An 18,636-nucleotide genomic window follows, 5' to 3' on the forward strand; every position below is an offset into this window, starting at 1 on the left:
CGAGCATGGCTCGGCACTACCAATATCAGTGATTTTTAGCGTGCAGGCAGCGGGATGCTGCGGTCAGTGGCATCTTCGCGTGCCGCCATCGGGGCGTTATCGTCGCTAACCCACATCATCTGCAGTGGCTGGCCGTTGAAGCGGAACTCCAGTGCCGACTGCAGGCGATCAAGTCCTTGGACCTGTGTGCAAAGGGATTGTGCATGTTGTTCCAGTGCAAGCGCGCGGGCTTCCAGGCGCTGGTCCAGCTCCTCGCCGAGCTGGTCTGCATGCGCGTCCAGCTTGTCCTCGCGACCGGTAAATACCGCCCACAGAACGCTGCGGGCGATGGAGCCGCTCAGGGTCTCGGCAGCATCCTGGACCCGCGCTTCGAAGCCCTCGTTGAAAAGATCCCGCTCCCAGCGGCCGCGGCCAATGGTCTGCTCGACAAAATGTTCGGCCTCCCTGCGCAGCTTGCGGACCTTGCGGGAGTTAGCGTGGCCTGTCAGACCCTCATACACCGCATCCAGCGTATCGAAGCTGATGCCCACCGATTCGGTGGCGATGCCGGTGACCGCCGGCATCAACTGGCGTACCCCGACTTCCAATGCGCGCAATCGCTGGGCATCATCGGGTGACACTTCCTGCATGTGGCCATCCACGCTCAACTGACCATCGTGGAAAACGATTTCGCGCAAGCTGGCAGTGTCGCGGCGCAACCAGATACCGCCGCCATCGACCAGCACGTCGTAGTCGGTTTCGACGCCGCATTGGGCGGCCGACAACCGCGGGGACTTCATGTTGGCGGCGTGTCCGGCAGCAGGTAGCAGCAACAGCAAGGCGGTGAGTCCAATCGCGCGCATGGTGTGAGTTCATCCTTGAGGGTAAGGCCAGCTTCATCGCCCGGGCGGTGTTTGGCCTCGGCCGAAAGTCATGCCCTGTTGGGCGCGCCACTGGCCGGTCCGCTTCAAATCCACGTTTTGCCTCAATAAAGTGCTCGCCACCTACTTGACTGCGCAGTCTTTTCGGACAGTTCCAATCACCAATATCCGTACAGTTGCAGCGCAGCCCTTATGCCCCAAGGCTCGCCATATTTTTACTAGATTTGGTGTTGACCCTGCCATGTACCCACACTATCTTGTGTCCCGTCGGTTCCAACGGGGCGTGCCTCGTTGGATTGAAAGGGAAGCCGGTGACGCCGTTAAGGCCATTCCGGCACTGCCCCGCAGCGGTAATTGGGAACGACCCCGCCACACAGCACTGAGGCAAGCGGCCTTGGGAAGCGGCGGAGTAGGAAGAAGGCCCTGGCCTTCGCGCCCATGAGTCCGAAGACCTGCCGACAGCCACGCGATGCACACCGCGTGGTGCCGGCTGCGGTGTCTTCGAGGGGAAGACGGCTGGTGACGTGGTGCCGTGGCTGCTGCGACCGTCGGGTCGTGGGCTGTCGCGGCTGCTGCGACGCCGTCCTTCCATGCTCGCGCCTCCGTACCGGCTCTGCTTTCTGCGCGGGCAGGAGCTGCGTGCATAACGTTTGCAAGGACACCATCGTCGTGACTGCCACTCATACTGACGTCGCTCCGGCTGAAGCCGGTTTTGAACTGACCCCGCCGCCGACCGCCACCGCCATGAGCGTGACCAAGCGCAATGGCAGCACCGAGCCGGTAGACCTGAACAAGATCGTCCGCGCCATCCAGCGCTGCTGTGAGGGCCTGCATGCGGTGGACCCGATGCGCGTGGCCACGCGCACCATCTCCGGCCTGTACAACGGCGCCAGCACCCAGGAACTGGATGAGCTGTCGATCCGTACCGCCGCGCTGCTGATCGGCGAAGAGCCCGAATACGGACGCCTGGCCGCGCGCCTGCTGGCCAACTTCATCGGCAAGGAAGTGTCCGGGCAGGAGATCCATGCGTTTTCGCAGTCAGTCGGCCGTGGCCACGAAGTGGGCCTGATCAACGACCGCCTGCTCAATTTCGTGCAGGTCAATGCACGCAAGCTCAACGATGCGATCGATCCGGGTTACGACCTGAACTTCGATTACTTCGGTCTGCGCACCCTGTATGACCGCTACCTGCTGCGTCACCCGCATACGCGCAAGGTCATCGAAACGCCGCAGCAGTTCTTCCTGCGCATCGCCAGCGCGCTGAGCGAAGACGTGCCCGAAGCACTGGCGCTGTACCAGCGGCTGGGCAGCCTGGACTACCTGCCGTCCAGCCCGACCCTGTTCAACGCCGGTACCAGTCACGAGCAGCTGTCCTCGTGCTTCCTGCTGGATTCGCCGCAGGATTCGCTGGAATCCATCTATGACCGCTATGCCGATATCGCGCAGCTGTCCAAGTTCAGTGGCGGCATCGGCGTCAGCTATACCCGCGTGCGCTCGCGCGGCTCGCTGATCAAGTCGACCAACGGCCACTCCAACGGCATCGTGCCGTGGCTGAAGACGCTGGATTCCTCGGTGGCTGCGGTCAACCAGGGTGGCAAGCGCAAGGGCGCGGCCTGCGTGTATCTGGAAACCTGGCACGCCGACATCGAGGACTTCCTCGAGCTGCGCGACAACGCCGGTGACGATTCGCGCCGTACCCACAACCTCAACCTGGCCAACTGGGTGCCGGACCTGTTCATGCAGCGCGTGGAAGCCGACCAGGAATGGTCGCTGTTCGACCCGCGCGTGGTGCCGGAGCTCACCGACCTGTACGGCCCGGCGTTCGAGCAGGCCTATGTGCAGGCTGAAACCCAGGGCAAGGCGCGCAAGAGCGTGTCCGCCCGCAAGCTGTATTCGCGGATGATGCGCACCCTGGCCGAGACCGGCAATGGCTGGATGACGTTCAAGGACAAGTGCAACCTGGCCAGCAACCAGACCCTGCGCGCCGGCAACGTGATCCACCTGTCCAACCTGTGCACCGAGATCCTGGAGATCACCTCCAACGATGAGACCGCGGTCTGCAACCTGGGCTCGATCAACCTGGGCAACCACCTCGACGCCCACGGCGACTTCGATTTCGAGAAGCTGGCCGAGACCGTGCGCCTGGCCGTGCGCCAGCTTGACCGCGTCATCGACCTGAACTTCTACCCGATTGAAACCGCCCGCCGCGGCAACCTGCGCTGGCGCCCGGTCGGCCTGGGCTGCATGGGCCTGCAGGACGTGTTCTTCCGCAAGCGCATGGCGTTTGATTCGGACGAAGCCCGCGCGCTGTCGGCCAAGATCGCCGAGGCCATCTACTTCCACGCACTGGAAGTGTCCTGCGAACTGGCCCAGGAACGCGGCAAGCATCCTTCGTTCAACGACACCCGTGCCGCCCATGGCGAACTGCAGTTCGACGCCTGGAACGTGGTACCGGAAGATACCGCGCGCTGGGACGCGCTGCGTGAGCGCATCAAGCAGCACGGCCTGCGCAACTCGCTGATGATCGCCATTGCGCCTACCGCCACCATCGCCTCCATTGCCGGTTGCTACGAATGCGTGGAACCGCAGGTGTCCAACCTGTTCAAGCGCGAAACCCTGTCCGGCGATTTCCTGCAGATCAACCGTCATCTGGTGACCGAGTTGAAGCAGCTGGGTATGTGGACGGCGGAGATGCGCGATGCGATCAAGCTGGCTGACGGCTCGATCCAGAACCTGCCGCAGATCCCGGAAACGCTGCGGCATATCTACCGCACCGCCTGGGAACTGCCGATGCGTTCGCTGATCGACATGGCTGCTGACCGCGGCGCCTTCATCGACCAATCGGCTTCGCTCAACCTGTTCATGGAAAGCCCGAACATCGGCGCAATGTCGTCCATGTACATGTACGCGTGGAAGAAGGGCATCAAGACCACCTATTACCTGCGCTCGCGTCCGGCCACCAAGATCGCCAAGACCACGGTCAGCAGCTACACCCCGGTAGAAGCCGTGGCCTGCTCGCTGGAAAACCCGGAAGCCTGCGAAGCCTGCCAGTAATTGCTCAAGCCCCTCTCCCGCGCGCGGGAGAGGGGTTGGGGTGAGGGCGCTCTGCAAGCAAGCAGACCCAAGCCTCCCAGTACCAACCCTCATCCGGCGCTGCGCGCCACCTTCTCCCGCAGGGAGAAGGGAATGGAGATCCAACATGTCCGAGTCCCCCCGTCAAATGCTGCTCGATCCCGGCTTCGAGCTGACCCTGCGTCCGATGCGTTACCCGGACTTCTACGAGATGTACCGCAACGCCATCAAGAACAGCTGGACGGTGGAGGAGATCAATTTCCAGATCGACATCACCGACCTGCACCAGAAGATGTCGCCGGCCGATCAGCATCTGATCCACCGCCTGGTCGCGTTCTTCGCCACTGGCGATTCCATCGTGTCGAACAACCTGGTGCTGAACCTGTACCAGCACCTCAATGCGCCGGAAGCGCGCATGTACCTGTCGCGCCAGCTCTACGAAGAAGCGCTGCACGTGCAGTTCTACCTGACCCTGCTGGACAACTACCTGCCGGACCCGGAAGAGCGCTTCAAGGCCTTCGCGGCAGTGGAGAACATCGACTCGATCAAGAAGAAGGCCGACTTCTGCTTCAAGTGGATCGACTCGCTGCAGGAAACCAAGCGCCTGGAAACCCGTGAGGACCGCCGCCAGTTCCTGCTCAACCAGATCTGCTTTGCCGCCTGCATCGAAGGCCTGTTCTTCTTTGCCGCCTTCGCCTACGTGTACTACTTCCGTTCGCGCGGCCTGCTGCCGGGGCTGGCCTCCGGCACCAACTGGGTGTTCCGCGACGAGAGCTGCCACATGGAATTCGCGTTCGAGTGCGTGCGCAAGATCCGCGCCGAGGAACCCGATCTGTTCGACGCGAAGATGGAGCAGGAGGTCTACCAGATGCTGGAAGAAGCCATCGACTGCGAAGTTCAGTTCGCCGAGGACGTGCTCTCCGGCGGCGTGGCCGGCATTTCCACCCGCGACATGCGCCAGTACCTGCAGCACTGCGCCGACAACCATTTCCTGAAGCTGGGCATGGCCAAGAAGTACAACGTGCGCAACCCGCTGCCTTTCATGGAGCTGCAGGACGTGCAGGAACTGACCAACTTCTTCGAACGCCGTGCATCTGCCTACCAGGTCGGCGTGCAGGGTGAAGTAGCGTTCGATATGGCGTTCTGATTTTCGCCTGCGCCAAGCGCGCTTGGCTCCCTCCCTTTCACCGCAGGTGAAGGGGAGGGCTGGGGAGGGGGGCTTCAGGCTCTACACGTAAAGCCTGTTCGCTTTTTTCAGGATGCTCAGGCAACAGCAACAGCAACAGCAAAGGCACCCCTCCCCAACCCTCCCCTGCGCGTTGCGCAAGGGAGGGAGTAGAGCGGGGCGTCGCGGCTGTGCTTGTCTCCCTCCTTTTCACCGCAGGTGAAGGGGAGGGTTGGGGAGGGGGGCCTTTGCTGTTGCTGAGGCTTTATCGGCTTCGCGGCTTACGCCGCTCCTACAAAGCCTTGGCTGCGTACACAAGCTGCACAGCCGGGCGGGCGTATCATCGGCGTGAACTTACAGGTGATCGCCATGACCCCCATCCTCGAAACCAATCCGCCGGTTGAAGTCCGCATGGCGGAAATCGTATTCCCCAACCACGCCAACCATATGGGCACGCTGTTCGGCGGCCAGGCGTTGGCGTGGATGGACAAGGCTGCGTTCCTGGCTGCTGCCCGTTATTCGCGCTGCACGGTGGTTACCGCACGCTCGGACCAGGTCGATTTCAAGCTGCCGATCCGCATCGGGCAGATGGTGGAAACCATCGGCCGGGTGGTCCGGGTAGGGCGCAGTTCGATGCATGTGGAAGTCGAACTGATTGCCGAAGACCTGCACAGCGGTGAACGCAAGCTCTGCACCAAGGGCAGCTTCGTGATGATCGCACTCGATACCGAAGGCCACCCAACCAGCGTGCCGGCACTGCCGACACCGGCCTGAGTGATGCGGCGATGACGACTTCTTCGGTCCAGCCCGGGCGTTTGTCGCCGGCGGTGATCACCGAACTGCCGGAGTTCATTGCCAGCCATCGGCGCCTGTTCGTGGTCACTGGCGCCGGTTGCAGCACCGACTCCGGCATTCCCGATTACCGCGACAGCGACGGCCAATGGAAGCGCACGCCGCCGGTGACCTACCAGGCCTTCATGGGCGAGCAGGCAACCCGCCAGCGTTACTGGGCGCGCAGCCTGCTGGGCTGGCCGCGTTTCGGTCAGGCGCGGCCCAATGCCAGCCACCATGCGCTGGCGGCGTTGGAGGCGGATGGCCGCGTCGAACTGTTGTTGACGCAGAACGTGGACTGCCTGCACCAGCGTGCCGGCAGCCATACCGTGATTGATCTGCACGGGCGGCTGGACCAGGTGCGCTGCATGGGCTGCGAACGGCGCAGCCCGCGCGAGCTTCTGCAGCAACGCCTGCTCGCTGCCAACCCGGGCTGGGACGCGTTGCACGCGGGCATCGCGCCCGACGGTGATGCCGATCTGGAAGCCGATTTCTCCAGCTTCAACGTGCCCGCCTGCGAGGCCTGTGGCGGCGTGCTCAAGCCGGATGTGGTGTTCTTCGGTGAGAACGTGCCGCGCGAACGTGTGGCGGCGGTGCATGAGCACCTGCAGCGCTCGGATGCGGTGCTGGTGGTGGGCTCGTCGCTGATGGTGTATTCGGGTTTCCGCTTCGTCGATGCCGCCGCCAAGGCCGGCCTGCCGATAGCAGCGGTCAATCTGGGCCGGACCCGCGCCGATGCCTTGCTGTCGTTGAAGGTGCAGATGCCGTGCGCGCAGGCGCTGGCCTTCCTGCTTGATGGTGCCAAGACGCAGTGATCCATCACACCGGTTGAATCGGCGGCTGCGGCAGCGTGCAATGGTCGCCTTTCCCGTTTGATGGAACGCCCCACGTGAGTCAGCTTTTCTCACCGTTGTCGCTAGGCCCGCTTGCCCTGTCCAACCGTATCGTCATCGCACCGATGTGCCAGTACTCGGCCGATGAGGGCGATGCCACCGATTGGCACACCATCCATCTTGGCCAGTTGGCGCAGTCAGGTGCCGGCCTGCTGATCATCGAGGCCACTGCGGTGTCGCCACGCGCACGCATCAGCTGGGCCGATCTGGGCCTGTGGGACGATGCCACCGAGGCCGCGTTGGGCAAGGTGCTGGCATCGGTACGGCGCTGGTCGCCGATGCCGATAGGCGTGCAGCTGGCGCATGCCGGGCGCAAGGCGTCCACCGCAAAGCCGTGGCAGGGCGGCGCGGCCATTGCTCCTGGGCAGACGCACGGCTGGCAGGTGCTGGCGCCGTCCGCACTGCCGTTCAAGGCCGGTGACCCCACGCCCGAAGCGCTGGATGCGGCCGGCATCGATGCGGTGATCGAGGATTTCGTTGCAGCTGCACGGCGCGCTGTACGGCTCGGGCTGGAGTTGATCGAACTGCATGCCGCGCACGGCTACCTGCTGCACCAGTTCCTGTCGCCGTTGAGCAACCAGCGCAATGACCAGTACGGCGGATCGCTGGAAAACCGCATGCGCCTGCTGCTGCGCGTTTTCGATGCAGTGCGCGCGGTGGTGCCAGGCAATGTCGCGCTGGGTGTGCGCATTTCCGCCACCGATTGGGTGGAGGGCGGCTGGGACGTGGCGCAGAGCATCGTGCTGGCCAAGGCGCTGGAAGCGCGCGGCAATGATTTCCTGCATGTGTCCAGCGGTGGTCTGGACCCGCGCCAGCAGATTCCGGTTGGCCCGGGTTACCAGGTACCGCAGGCGGCGGCGATCAAGGCCGAGATCGACACGCCGGTGATCGCGGTGGGCCTGATCACCGAACCGGCCCATGCCGAAGCCATTCTCAACGAAGGCAAGGCCGATGCGATCGGCATTGCCCGCGGCATCCTGTACGACCCGCGCTGGCCATGGCATGCCGCTGCCGCACTCGGCGCCCAGGTGAGCGCATCGCCGCAGTACCTGCGCTGCGAACCGCACGAACTGCGTGGCCTGTTCAAGCCCGCCGAGCAGGGCTGAGCTGGATTCCCCTTTGAGCGTCAGCGGGCAGGCCGCTGACGCTCAGGCGGGGTCGCTGTCCGCGCGCCACGCCGGGGGCAGCGACTCGACGATGTGCTGCAGCAACGAGCGTACTTTCGGGGTCAGATCGCGGCGGTCGCTGACGCACAGGAACAGCTGCATCGGCTCGGGCGAGGCCTGTGCGGCGCCGGCCACCTCGCTCTGGAACAAGGCCTGCAGCTCGCCGCGCGCGATATAGGGTGCGGCGACGAAAGCGGTCAGGCGGGTGATGCCGCCGCCGTTCGCGGCCATGGCCGCTAGCGCATCGACATCGTCGCTGACCATGGCCGGCCGCACGTCGGCACTGAAACGCAGGCCGTCGCGGACGAAGCGCCAGGGCAGATAGCGGCCATCGGTCGGATAGCGGAACAGCAGGCAGCGGTGTGCGTGCAGGTCTTCCGGCGCCTGCGGGGTGCCGGCACTGGCCAGGTAGGCGGGCGAGGCACAGAACAGCAGCGGCACCTGGGCGAGTGGGCGTGCCACCAGTCCTTCCTCCAGCTGTGGTTCGATGCGGATGCTGACATCCACGTTTTCATGCGCATGGTCGACGGTGCGGTCGGCCAGCAGCAGTTCCAGTTCCAGCCGCGGATAGCGCTGCTGCAGGGCCGGCAACAGGGGCGCAAGCACGTGCCGCCCGAAGGCGGCGGTACTGGCGATGCGCAGGCGGCCAGCCGGGGTTGCATCCGGATCGGTCACCGCTGCCTGTGCCCGTTGCAGGTCGCGTTCGATATGGCGCACCTGCGCCAGGTACAGTGCGCCGCGCTCGGTCAATGCCAGTTGGCGGGTGGTGCGGTTGAACAGGCGCACGCCCAGGTGGGTTTCCAGCCGGGCGATGTTCTGGCCCACTGCGGCGGCGCTGATCCCCAGCGTGCGCGCTGCGGCGGCAAGGCTGCCGGCATCGGCGGTGCGGATGAAGCTGCGGATGGACTGGAGAGTGTTCATGCTTGCCGGTATTTTCCGGGGTGATTGCAAAGGAATTCTTTATAAAGTGCCAAGCCGGCTCAGCCTAGCCGAGCGTCGGGCCGCTGCCTATGATGCCGGCCCTGCAATCGCCTGATTGCGTCGATGAATGGAGGCCGCCGAATGATCGAGTCCCGTCCCGCTGCCATTGGACGCAGGAAACTGCATGTCCGTGCCACGCCTTATGTGTTCGCCTTCTTCATGTCCTCGATCATGGCCATGCTGATGTGCATCGTGATCACCGCCGCCAATTCCAATATTGATGGGCAGTTCGTGCGGCGGGTGTTGTCGTCCTACAGCCTGGCGATGCCGATCGCCTTCTTCTGCGTGCTGCTGGTGCGCCCGCTGGTGCTGCGGCTGGTGGCACTGACCGTGCACCCGCACTGAGCCACAGGCGACGGTGTCAGCTGCAACTGTCTTGGCGGGGAGTGGCCGGAACGGTTACTTTCCACGGCCCGCCTGTTAGATGTCGTTGACCATGCGTCCTGATTTCATCCTCACCCTTTCCTGCCCGGACCGTACCGGTATCGTCTACGGCGTGTCCGGCCTGCTGTTCGAGGCGGGCTGCAACATCCTCGATGCGCAGCAGTTCGGCGACGATGAAAGCGGCCGTTTCTTTCTGCGCGTGCATTTCGACATGCGCAAGGCCGGTGATGAGCCGCAGGTGCGCGAGCGCCTGCAGGCGCTGGGCGCGTCGTTCGCGATGGATTGGCAGCTGCACGATGCGCGCCGCCGTGCGCGGCTGCTGGTGCTGGTCAGCAAGCAGGGCCACTGCCTCAATGATCTGCTGTTCCGCACCCATAGCCGCCAGTTGAAGGTGGATATCGCCGCGGTGGCCTCCAACCACAACGATTTTTCCGCGCTGTCCAGTTCCTATGGCGTGCCGTTCCACCACCTGCCGGTGGACGCCGACAACCGCGAGCAGCAGGAACAGCAGATCATCGACCTGGTCGAACGTGAGCGCATCGATCTGGTGGTGCTGGCGCGCTACATGCAGATTCTGTCGCCGCGGCTATGCCAGGCGCTGTCCGGGCGGGCGATCAACATCCACCACAGCTTCCTGCCCAGCTTCAAGGGTGCGCAGCCGTACCACCAGGCGCATGCGCGCGGGGTCAAGATCATCGGCGCCACCGCGCATTACGTGACGTCCGATCTGGACGAAGGCCCGATCATCGAGCAGGACGTGGCGCGCGTGGATCACGCCATGACGCCGCGTGATCTGGTGCAGCTGGGCAGTGATACCGAATCGCAGGTACTGGCGCGTGCGGTGCGCCGGCACGTGGAGCACCGCATCCTGCTCAACGGGCACCGCACGGTGGTGTTCCGCTGATCAGCCGATCTGGATCCCGCATTCGCTCAAAGCGATGCGGGTGACGGCATCGTTGTCCGCGCTTACCGGCCGGGTCAGATCCCACAGAAAGCGCACGGCAAAGCCGCTGATGGCGGCATCCTGCGCGCTCCACAGCACGCAGTAGTCGCGCGCCAGCCCGCACACATGCACTTCGCGGATGCCGCGTTCATGCAGCCAGCCGGCCAGCCCGGTGGGCGCACGCGTGGCCTGCGGGCCGATGTTCTCGCGGAACGCGCTGTACGAATCCACGTCGCGCTGCGTGCCTTTGCGCAGGATCAGGTCGGCATGCTTCCAGTCCACCCGTGCGTCCAGGCCGGCACCGGCGCTGCCCTGCACGCAGTGATCCGGCCACAGCGTCTGCGCCTGGCCATGCAGCGCGATCGATTCGAACGGTTTGCGGCCTGCATGCTGACTGGCGAAGGAAGCATGGTCGGCCGGGTGCCAATCCTGCGTGGCGACAACGGTTGCGTAGTGGCGTGCTTCCAGCAGCGCGGCGATGCCGGGCACGATCGCATCACCCTGCTGGCAGGGCAGCGCGCCACCAGGCATGAAATCCGGCTGCAGGTCGACGACCAGCAGCGCAACGTCTGTTCCGTACATCGGCAGCTTCCTGACGCGGGGGATGCACAGTTTACGGCAGGGCCAACGCAGTGCCGAGCCACACTCGGCAGAGGCGTTCCACACAATTCTTGTGGGAGCGGCGTAAGCCGCGAAGCAGGTAGAGCCAAAGCACCCCTCCCCAACCCTCCCCTTCGCTACGCGAAAGGGAGGGAGTCAAGCAGGTAGTGCCGAGCCATGCTCGGCAGGGGCGTTCCACACGCACGTGCAGGAGCGGCGTAAGCCGCGAAGCAGGTAGAGCCAAAGCACCCCTCCCCAACCCTCCCCTTCGCTACGCGAAAGGGAGGGGGCAAAGCAGGTAGTGCCGAGCCATGCTCGGCATAGGCGTTCCACACAATCCTTGTGGGAGCGGCGTAAGCCGCGAAGCAGGTAGAGAGCCAAAGCACCCCTCCCCAACCCTCCCCTTCGCTACGCGAAAGGGAGGGGGCAAAGCAGGTAGTGCCGAGCCATGCTCGGCATAGGCGTTCCACACAATCCTTGTGGGAGCGGCGTAAGCCGCGAAGCAGGTAGAGAGCCAAAGCCCCCCTCCCCAACCCGCCCGGCCCGAAGGTACAGCCTTCGGTCGTTCATCAGGCCGCGCGCCAGTGGCGCGCAAGCAGGCCTTCTTCCCCCCTTCGCTGACGCGAAAGGGAGGGGGCTAAAGCCCCCCTCCGTCTGGCCTGAACGCACCGCTCTCAAACCGCAGCATGCTCCCTGCGCAGGGTGCGCGCCGCATCGACCATCGCTTCCAGCGCGGCGCGGGTTTCCGGCCAGGCGCGGGTTTTCAGGCCGCAGTCCGGGTTGACCCACAGCTTCCCGGCCGGCAGCACCGCCGCGGCCTTGCGCAGCAGATCCACCATCTCCGCGCTGTCGGGTACGCGCGGGGAATGGATGTCGTAGACACCCGGGCCGATCTGGTTTGGATAGTCGAAGCGGGCGAAGGCATCCAGCAGCTCCATCCGCGAGCGCGAGGTTTCAATCGAGATCACGTCCGCATCCAGTGCGGCCACCGCTTCGATGATGTCGTTGAACTGGGCGTAGCACATGTGGGTATGGATCTGGGTGGCATCGGCCACGCCGCTGGCACTGATGCGGAAGCTCTGCACGGCCCAGTCCAGATAGTCCTGCCAGTGCGCGCGGCGCAGTGGCAGGCCTTCGCGCAGGGCCGGCTCGTCGATCTGGATGGCGGCAATGCCGGCTGCCTCCAGGTCCTGCACTTCATCGCGCAGGGCCAGTGCGATCTGCCGGCAGGTGTCGGCGCGGGCCTGGTCATCGCGTACGAACGACCACTGCAACACAGTCACCGGTCCGGTCAGCATGCCCTTCATCGGCTTGTCGGTCAGTGATTGGGCGTACTGCGACCAGCGCACCGTCATCGGCGCCGGGCGGCTGACATCGCCGAAGATGATCGGTGGTTTCACGCAGCGTGAGCCGTAGCTCTGCACCCAGCCGTTGCCGGTGAAGGCGAAGCCATCGAGCTGTTCGCCGAAGTACTCGACCATGTCGTTGCGTTCGAACTCGCCATGCACCAGCACGTCCAGGCCGATCTGTTCCTGGGCGCGCACGCACAGCGCGGTCTGTTCGGCCAGGAAGGTGTCGTAGTCGGCATCGGAGAGCTTGCCGGCCTTGTTCTGGGCGCGCGCCAGGCGTACGTCCTGGGTCTGTGGGAAGGAGCCGATTGTTGTGGTGGGGAAGGCCGGCAGGCGCAGTGCATCGGCCTGCAGCAGCTGACGTTGCGCGTGCGGCGTGTCGCGGCGGGCATCGGCTGCGGACAATGCAGCCAGGCGCGCTTTCACCTTTGGGTTGTGCACGCGCGGCGAACGACGGCGTGCATCGATGGCCTCGCGTGCCCGGCCCAGCGCCTGTTCGGCGTCGGGTTTGCCGTCCAGCGCATCGGCCAGTACGCGCAGTTCCTGCAGTTTCTGCCGCGAGAACGCCAGCCAGTCGCGCAGTTCGGCATCGAGCTTTTTCTCCAGGCCAAGATCCACCGGGCAGTGCAGCAGCGAGCAGGACGGCGCCAGCCATAGTTTGTCGGCACCGCGATGGCCGAGCGCGTAGCGCGCCAGGATCAATGCGTTGTCCAAGGGGCTGCGCCAGATGTTGCGGCCGTTGACCAGGCCCAGCGACAGCACGCGTTCGGCCGGCAGCGCACGCACCACCGCATCCAGCTGCTCGGGTGCGCGCACCAGGTCCACGTGCAGGCCTTCAACCGGCAGCGTGGTGGCCAGTGCAAGGTTGTCCTCGAGTGCGCCGAAGTAGGTGGCCAGCAGGATGTCCGGGCGCGGCAAGGCGCTGAAATAGGCGTAGGCACGTTCGAACGCGGCCTTGCTGGCGGCATCCAGGTCCTGCACCAGCACCGGCTCGTCCAGCTGCAGCCATTGCGCGCCTTCCTGCTTCAATGCGGCCAATAGCTGCGCGTAGACCGGCAGCAGGTTGTCCAGCAGGTCCAGCGGGTTGCTGCCATCGCTGGTCTTGGACAGCAGCAGGAAGCTGACCGGACCCAGCAGCACCGGCCGCGTCTCGATGCCCAGCGCCTTGGCTTCGCGGTATTCGGCAAGTGGCTTGTCGCCGCGCAGGTGGAAGCTTTGCCCGCGCTGCAGTTCCGGCACCAGGTAGTGGTAGTTGGTATCAAACCATTTGGTCATTTCCAGCGCATGCAGATCCAGCCCGTCACGCTGCAGCCCGCGCGCCATCGCGAAGTAGGCGTCCAGTGGCGTGCTGTGCAGCAGGGCGCGGTAGCGGGCGGGAATGGCATCGAACAGGAAGGCGGTGTCCAGCACGTGGTCGTACAGGCTGAAGTCATTGCTGGGTGGCACGTCCACACCGGCATCGCGCTGCAGCTGCCAGTGGCGGGCACGCAGCGCGGCGGCGCTGGCCTGCAGCTGTGCGGCATCGGTTTCGCCGCGCCAGTAGCTTTCCAGCGCGTGCTTGAGTTCGCGGCGCGCGCCGATCCGGGGGAATCCCAGGTTGGTAATGATGGTCATGTTGTTTCCTCATTGCTTGGGCATTGAGGAACGAAGGAACCGCGCGGTGCCGCGCGCCTTGCAGCCGCTTCCACCCCGCCAGCGACCTTCGCCCCCGCGGGCGAACCGGTCTCTTGCGTGGAGGCAGCGCAGCACCCGACCGCCTGCCTGTGGCAGACGGCGGCACCGGCAAGCTCCCCGCGGAGATTCCAGGTCGAAACAGGGGACGACACATCCCCTGGCCCAGGCCGGTATTCGGGCTGATGGACACGGGTGCGCCTGCACCCACCTAGTAGCCGTCGCTTCCCGGGTATCACCCCAGTGCTGTTGACGGCGGTCGTTTCCATTCACCGCTGCGGGGCAGCTCCGGAATGGCAGCCATGTGGCCTGCGTCACCGGATTCCCGTTTAAATACATCCCTTCATTCGGATAAAGAGATGTATACCTTGGCGACGCACAAAATAGGCCGCAACCACGGGCAGGTCAAGTGCGGCGCTGCATACCGCCGCTGTATCGCGCTGCACCAGTACCCGGCTGCGTATCAATGCGCCGATGCGCGCGAGAACAGGTTGATCACCAGTACCCCGGCGCAGATCAGGCCGATGCCGATGATGGCGGCCAGGTCGAGCTTCTGTTTGAACACGAACAGCCCGATCAGCGAGATCAGTACGATGCCGACACCGGACCAGATCGCGTAGGCGATGCCGGTCGGGATGGTTTTCATCACCAGCGCCAGCAACCAGAAGCACAGGCTGTAACCCAGCAGCGCGCCGACCGTAGGCCATAGCCGGCTCATGCCGTCGGAGGCCTTGAGCAATGAGGTGGCGGCCACTTCCAGGGCAATGGCGCAGGCCAACAGGACATAGGGATTCATCGGGCAGGCTCAGCGGGGCAGGGGGCATGGATTCTAGCGGGCACGCGCTCGCGCCCGGGTGAGGCGACCACGCTGGCGTCTTACGGTGCGTGGCTACACTCCGCGCACATTTGTCGACGCCGTCAGCCGGGCGCGCGAGGCAGGAGGCCATTGTGGAATCATGGAACGTGCGTGGTTGCAGTATTCGTAGCAGGTACTGTCGTGCGTGCTGGCAGTACCTGTCAGCATGATGCCGATGCTGCTGTTTGACAGCCGCGAAAAGGTTTCCTGTGCTCGGCGTTTTTGCGCTGTCTGTCGCCGAGCCTTGCGGAGTGCATGCCACATGCTGCGCAGGCGTTGCATCTTGCAGATGAAGCGCGGCACAGCTCTGAAGTGCCTGAGAACATCAGCCTCGATGCATTGGCCACGTCACTTGCCCCGATGAAAGTATTGCGGCTTGCCCACGAGACCAACATCGACATGTGCATCGGCGCCGCCAGCATGGCGTACTGCAATGCGCCGGTGGATATCTACACACATGTTGAACGCCTGGCCAAGCATTGCGGCATGACGTTGAAAGCGAGCGGAGTAGTGCACGCCGAAGCGGCCGACCTGGCCTGTATCGAAGTGGACCGCGTATATGTGTTCGCGCGTAGAGCCACTGCAAATGCATGGGTTGCCAGGTGATGCGCGGCCTGCGCAACAGGCTGAGCTCGCAATGCTGGCGCACGTGTCTACGCTGCACCATGGCGGTGATTTCTGTGCGGCGCTGGATGGGCTGCAGCCGCCGCAAGCGCAGCGCCGTTTCACTTGGCGCACCGCATGCGCTTGATGTGCAGCGACTTGAGCCCTTGATCATACATCCGCCGATGCAAGGGGATGGCATCTTCACGGCGACCTCAAAGTAGTGCCAGACTCCCTCCCAGACTTCAAACCTGCCAGCACATGTCCCTGATGCCGTCGTTGTCCATGTTTGTGCTGCTGATCGTCGGCCATGCGCTGGCGGACTACCCCTTGCAGGGCGAGTTTCTGTCCAGGGCAAAGAACCGCTTCACCCCGATGGCCGGCGTGCCTTGGTACCAGGCACTGGGCGCCCACGCGGTGATCCATGGCGGCGCGGTTGGCTGGGTCACCGGCAGCATGTTGCTGGGTGTGCTGGAAGTGCTGGCGCATGCGCTGATCGACGATCTCAAATGCGGCCACCGCATCAGCTACAACGTCGACCAGCTGTTGCACGTGCTGTGCAAGCTGACCTGGGTGGCCCTGCTGCTGGTGTTTGGCCCACTGCCGTAAGCGCGAAAGGCGCAGTGCCGTCGTCGAGCCCGGGTATCACTTCGCTCTGGCGGGGCCGGAACAAGGGCCGGGTAGGGCGCACCGGCGCGCTGAGCGATACCAAAACTGGCCCGCTTTGCTCCGCTCTGCGGACTTTTTCCTGGGTAAACGGCGAGATTCAAGACAGCGCACTGGCGGCCCCGGCACGGCGGGGTTCAGCCCGGTCGTTTACTCTTTGCAGCCCGTTCCCCCGCCGGCGCCCGTTGCGGCCGCGCAGCCACCTGACTTCCGACCCGATCATGTCCCTGCTTTCCGCCACGCCCGACACCCGCTACGCCGACTCCCTGCGCCTGTCCGTTGCCCCGATGATGGATTGGACCGACAGGCATTGCCGGGTTTTCCACCGGCTGCTGGCGCCGGGTGCGCGGCTTTACACCGAGATGGTGCATGCCAATGCGGTGATTCATGGCGACCGCGAGCGGCTGATCGGTTTCAATCCGGTGGAACAGCCGCTGGCGCTGCAGCTCGGTGGCAGCGACCCGGCCGCGCTGGCGCAGGCCGCGCGGATTGCCGCCGATTGGGGCTATGACGAGGTCAACCTCAACTGCGGCTGCCCCTCGGACCGGGTCCAGGCCGGGCGCTTTGGCGCCTGCCTGATGCGCGAGCCTGAACTGGTGGCCGACTGCGTCGCGGCGATGGTGGCGGCGGTGGATATCCCGATCACGGTGAAATGCCGCCTGGGCGTGGACGAGGACAAGGACTACGAGGTGTTTGCCGGCTTTGTGGATCGTCAGGCCCAGGCCGGTGCCGCGATGGTGGTGGTGCACGCCCGCAATGCCTGGCTCAAGGGGCTCTCGCCCAAGGAGAACCGCGAGATCCCGCCGCTGCGCTATGAATGGGCCTACCAGCTCAAGCGCGAGCGCCCGCAGCTGCCGGTGGTGATCAACGGTGGCATCGCCACGGTCGAGGCCGCCCAGCAGCATATGCAGCACCTGGACGGAGTGATGCTTGGCCGCGCCGCCTACCACGACCCCTACGTGCTGCACGCGCTGGACTGTGCCCAGACCGGCCAGCCATTGCGCGGGCGCGAGGAACTGCTGCTGGCGCTGCGCCCGTACGTGGAGGCACAGCTGGACGCCGGGCTGGCCTTGAAGCACATCACCCGTCACCTGCTTGGCCTGTTCCACGGGCAACCCGGTGGGCGTGGCTTCCGCCAGGTGCTCAGCGAGGGCGCGCACCGGCCCGGCGCCGGCTGGGCGTTGCTGGAGCAGGCACTGCAGGTCACCCGCAGCCACGCCGCGCGGGTGGCCTGAACGCCGCACCCGGATGGCAACAAGCTATTTGTCCGGTCATTTTGCTGAACAAGTGCGCATGGCAGGGGCAGGGTTCAGATCGGATTCACCCCTAAAAATCAAGAATTTGGGTCAATTTCGTAAGGTCCGTGGAAAATCTCTCCGGGCCGCCGTTTACGAATTTTGAACGTTGCCTCGCTGTCCGCTAGGATCTGTCACATGCATTCGTTTTCCCGTCGTCGTCTGCTCGTCGCTCTGCTTGCCGCGCTGGTCGTGGCCGGTCCGGGCGTGGTCGTGGCGTCGGCCCAGCAGCCGCAGCCGCCGCGCGCCGATACCGCCCGCGCTGGCGACGGTAGTGAGCGCTTTGCACGCGCGGGCCGGCAGGGGAATGACCGTTCGCTGTCCGATGCGGTGCGGCGGGTGCAACGAGAGACCGGTGGGCGCATCCTTGGCGCAGAACGCGTGCCGTATGACGGCCGCGACATCAATCGTGTCAAATACATGGATGACCGTGGGCGCGTACGCTACATGGACGACCCTTCGCCTTCACGAGACCACCCGCGCGACCAGCGGGCGGAGCTGCCACCACGCGGCGATAACTCCTGAACAGCGATAGTGGTTGTGGGTTTTTGAATACACACGCTGGCCCCTTGGCCGGCCCAAAGTACTAGGGAGAGTTCATGCGTATCCTTCTGGTTGAAGACGAAGCCCCGCTGCGGGAAACCCTTGCGGCCCGCCTCAAGCGCGAAGGTTTTGCCGTGGATGCCGCTCAGGATGGCGAGGAAGGCCTGTATATGGGCCGCGAAGTGCCGTTCGACGTGGGCATCATTGATCTGGGCCTGCCCAAGATGTCGGGCATGGAACTGATCCGCGCGCTGCGTGACGAGGGCAAGAAATTCCCGGTACTGATCCTGACCGCGCGTTCCAGCTGGCAGGACAAGGTCGAGGGCCTGAAGCAGGGCGCCGACGACTACCTGGTCAAGCCGTTCCATGTCGAAGAGCTGCTCGCCCGCGTCAACGCGCTGCTGCGCCGCGCCGCTGGCTGGTCCAAGCCGACTCTGGAATGCGGCCCGGTGGCGCTGGACCTGGCCGCACAGACGGTGAGCGTGGCCGGCAGCAATGTCGACCTGACCAGCTACGAGTACAAGGTGCTGGAGTACCTGATGATGCATGCCGGTGAGTTGGTCTCCAAGGCCGACCTGACCGAGCACATCTACCAGCAGGACTTCGACCGCGACTCCAACGTGCTGGAAGTGTTCATCGGCCGCCTGCGCAAGAAGCTGGATCCGGACGGTGAGTTGAAGCCGATCGAAACCGTGCGTGGCCGCGGCTACCGTTTCGCGATTCCGCGCAACGAGGGCTGAGCCCCGTAGGGGCATTGC

17 protein-coding genes and 2 riboswitches are annotated in these 18,636 nt (G+C 64.6%); of the genes, 12 read left to right on the plus strand and 5 right to left on the minus strand.

Going from position 1 to position 18,636, the window contains the following annotated elements:
• Positions 1 to 35: 35 nt before the first annotated feature.
• Positions 36 to 842, minus strand: coding sequence for a DUF2884 family protein (locus tag BCV67_RS10915; protein WP_062170446.1), 807 nt, complete (start codon positions 840 to 842; stop codon positions 36 to 38).
• A gap of 269 nt (positions 843 to 1,111) precedes the next feature.
• Positions 1,112 to 1,335: riboswitch (cobalamin riboswitch) on the plus strand.
• 269 nt (positions 1,336 to 1,604) lie between these two features.
• On the opposite strand from BCV67_RS10915, the gene BCV67_RS10920 reads away from it, so the two are divergent.
• From BCV67_RS10920 to BCV67_RS10940, 5 genes are all read left to right on the plus strand, one after another.
• A complete protein-coding gene (locus BCV67_RS10920; RefSeq protein ID WP_231732517.1) occupies positions 1,605 to 3,914 on the plus strand; it encodes a ribonucleoside-diphosphate reductase subunit alpha in 2,310 nt (769 codons plus the stop codon).
• A 145-nt stretch (positions 3,915 to 4,059) separates the two neighbouring features.
• Positions 4,060 to 5,079 carry a ribonucleotide-diphosphate reductase subunit beta gene (locus tag BCV67_RS10925; RefSeq protein ID WP_062170445.1) on the plus strand — a complete coding sequence of 340 codons (1,020 nt, stop codon included), beginning with the start codon at positions 4,060 to 4,062 and terminating at the stop codon, positions 5,077 to 5,079.
• A 387-nt stretch (positions 5,080 to 5,466) separates the two neighbouring features.
• On the plus strand, positions 5,467 to 5,871 hold the full coding sequence (locus BCV67_RS10930; protein ID WP_062170443.1) for an acyl-CoA thioesterase: 405 nt from the start codon (positions 5,467 to 5,469) through the stop codon (positions 5,869 to 5,871).
• Between the two features lie 53 nt (positions 5,872 to 5,924).
• Complete coding sequence (locus tag BCV67_RS10935) at positions 5,925 to 6,743, plus strand: NAD-dependent protein deacetylase (RefSeq protein ID WP_231732516.1); 819 nt, start codon at positions 5,925 to 5,927, stop codon at positions 6,741 to 6,743.
• Positions 6,744 to 6,817: 74 nt separating this feature from the next.
• Positions 6,818 to 7,927, plus strand: a complete 1,110-nt coding sequence (locus BCV67_RS10940; RefSeq protein ID WP_062170439.1) for an NADH:flavin oxidoreductase/NADH oxidase — start codon at positions 6,818 to 6,820, stop codon at positions 7,925 to 7,927.
• Positions 7,928 to 7,969: 42 nt separating this feature from the next.
• Here the strand turns inward: BCV67_RS10940 and BCV67_RS10945 are convergent, their stop codons facing one another.
• The gene (locus BCV67_RS10945) at positions 7,970 to 8,908 is read right to left on the minus strand and encodes a LysR family transcriptional regulator (RefSeq protein ID WP_062170436.1); all 939 of its coding nucleotides are present in this window, start codon (positions 8,906 to 8,908) and stop codon (positions 7,970 to 7,972) included.
• 141 nt (positions 8,909 to 9,049) lie between these two features.
• Between BCV67_RS10945 and BCV67_RS10950 the strand changes: the two genes are divergently transcribed.
• Together BCV67_RS10950 and purU are read left to right on the plus strand one after the other, a co-directional pair.
• Positions 9,050 to 9,313, plus strand: a complete 264-nt coding sequence (locus BCV67_RS10950; protein ID WP_156455891.1) for a DUF2798 domain-containing protein — start codon at positions 9,050 to 9,052, stop codon at positions 9,311 to 9,313.
• 91 nt (positions 9,314 to 9,404) lie between these two features.
• Entirely contained in the window at positions 9,405 to 10,256 is an 852-nt protein-coding gene (gene purU / locus BCV67_RS10955; RefSeq protein ID WP_062171892.1) for a formyltetrahydrofolate deformylase, read from the plus strand.
• On the opposite strand, the gene BCV67_RS10960 is transcribed toward purU, so the two are convergent.
• The 3 genes from BCV67_RS10960 to BCV67_RS10970 form a co-directional block, all read right to left on the minus strand.
• Positions 10,257 to 10,877 (minus strand): nicotinamidase, encoded by a 621-nt coding sequence (locus BCV67_RS10960; protein ID WP_062170432.1) that lies wholly within the window; start codon positions 10,875 to 10,877, stop codon positions 10,257 to 10,259.
• A 692-nt stretch (positions 10,878 to 11,569) separates the two neighbouring features.
• Positions 11,570 to 13,858, minus strand: coding sequence for a 5-methyltetrahydropteroyltriglutamate--homocysteine S-methyltransferase (gene metE, locus BCV67_RS10965; protein ID WP_062170430.1), 2,289 nt, complete (start codon positions 13,856 to 13,858; stop codon positions 11,570 to 11,572).
• 208 nt (positions 13,859 to 14,066) lie between these two features.
• Positions 14,067 to 14,301, minus strand: a riboswitch (cobalamin riboswitch).
• Positions 14,302 to 14,378: 77 nt separating this feature from the next.
• Positions 14,379 to 14,711: an SMR family transporter gene (locus tag BCV67_RS10970; RefSeq protein ID WP_062170428.1), complete on the minus strand. Its 333-nt coding sequence runs from the start codon at positions 14,709 to 14,711 to the stop codon at positions 14,379 to 14,381.
• A 372-nt stretch (positions 14,712 to 15,083) separates the two neighbouring features.
• Between BCV67_RS10970 and BCV67_RS10975 the strand changes: the two genes are divergently transcribed.
• From BCV67_RS10975 to BCV67_RS10995, 5 genes are all read left to right on the plus strand, one after another.
• Positions 15,084 to 15,377, plus strand: a complete 294-nt coding sequence (locus tag BCV67_RS10975) for a hypothetical protein (RefSeq protein WP_156455890.1) — start codon at positions 15,084 to 15,086, stop codon at positions 15,375 to 15,377.
• Positions 15,378 to 15,635: 258 nt separating this feature from the next.
• Positions 15,636 to 15,983: a DUF3307 domain-containing protein gene (locus tag BCV67_RS10980; RefSeq protein ID WP_062170423.1), complete on the plus strand. Its 348-nt coding sequence runs from the start codon at positions 15,636 to 15,638 to the stop codon at positions 15,981 to 15,983.
• 278 nt (positions 15,984 to 16,261) lie between these two features.
• A complete protein-coding gene (gene dusA, locus BCV67_RS10985; protein WP_062171890.1) occupies positions 16,262 to 17,275 on the plus strand; it encodes a tRNA dihydrouridine(20/20a) synthase DusA in 1,014 nt (337 codons plus the stop codon).
• Between the two features lie 198 nt (positions 17,276 to 17,473).
• Complete coding sequence (locus BCV67_RS20340; protein WP_062170421.1) at positions 17,474 to 17,860, plus strand: PepSY domain-containing protein; 387 nt, start codon at positions 17,474 to 17,476, stop codon at positions 17,858 to 17,860.
• A 74-nt stretch (positions 17,861 to 17,934) separates the two neighbouring features.
• On the plus strand, positions 17,935 to 18,618 hold the full coding sequence (locus tag BCV67_RS10995) for a response regulator transcription factor (RefSeq protein ID WP_057627010.1): 684 nt from the start codon (positions 17,935 to 17,937) through the stop codon (positions 18,616 to 18,618).
• Positions 18,619 to 18,636: the final 18 nt, after the last annotated feature.

Origin of the sequence: Stenotrophomonas nitritireducens (assembly GCF_001700965.1) — a bacterium.
Taxonomy (GTDB): Bacteria; Pseudomonadota; Gammaproteobacteria; order Xanthomonadales; family Xanthomonadaceae; genus Stenotrophomonas; species Stenotrophomonas nitritireducens_A.

Excerpts from the sequence above, each read along its gene's own strand:
- BCV67_RS10915 (WP_062170446.1), bottom strand. The coding sequence starts at position 842 with ATGCGCGCGATTGGACTCACCGCCTTGCTGTTGCTGCTACCTGCTGCC.
- BCV67_RS10920 (WP_231732517.1), top strand. The coding sequence starts at position 1,605 with ATGAGCGTGACCAAGCGCAATGGCAGCACCGAGCCGGTAGACCTGAAC.
- BCV67_RS10925 (WP_062170445.1), top strand. The coding sequence starts at position 4,060 with ATGTCCGAGTCCCCCCGTCAAATGCTGCTCGATCCCGGCTTCGAGCTG.
- BCV67_RS10930 (WP_062170443.1), top strand. The coding sequence starts at position 5,467 with ATGACCCCCATCCTCGAAACCAATCCGCCGGTTGAAGTCCGCATGGCG.
- BCV67_RS10945 (WP_062170436.1), bottom strand. The coding sequence starts at position 8,908 with ATGAACACTCTCCAGTCCATCCGCAGCTTCATCCGCACCGCCGATGCC.
- BCV67_RS10950 (WP_156455891.1), top strand. The coding sequence starts at position 9,050 with ATGATCGAGTCCCGTCCCGCTGCCATTGGACGCAGGAAACTGCATGTC.
- purU (WP_062171892.1), top strand. The coding sequence starts at position 9,405 with ATGCGTCCTGATTTCATCCTCACCCTTTCCTGCCCGGACCGTACCGGT.
- BCV67_RS10960 (WP_062170432.1), bottom strand. The coding sequence starts at position 10,877 with ATGTACGGAACAGACGTTGCGCTGCTGGTCGTCGACCTGCAGCCGGAT.
- metE (WP_062170430.1), bottom strand. The coding sequence starts at position 13,858 with ATGACCATCATTACCAACCTGGGATTCCCCCGGATCGGCGCGCGCCGC.
- BCV67_RS10970 (WP_062170428.1), bottom strand. The coding sequence starts at position 14,711 with ATGAATCCCTATGTCCTGTTGGCCTGCGCCATTGCCCTGGAAGTGGCC.
- BCV67_RS10980 (WP_062170423.1), top strand. The coding sequence starts at position 15,636 with ATGTCCCTGATGCCGTCGTTGTCCATGTTTGTGCTGCTGATCGTCGGC.
- dusA (WP_062171890.1), top strand. The coding sequence starts at position 16,262 with ATGTCCCTGCTTTCCGCCACGCCCGACACCCGCTACGCCGACTCCCTG.
- BCV67_RS20340 (WP_062170421.1), top strand. The coding sequence starts at position 17,474 with ATGCATTCGTTTTCCCGTCGTCGTCTGCTCGTCGCTCTGCTTGCCGCG.
- BCV67_RS10995 (WP_057627010.1), top strand. The coding sequence starts at position 17,935 with ATGCGTATCCTTCTGGTTGAAGACGAAGCCCCGCTGCGGGAAACCCTT.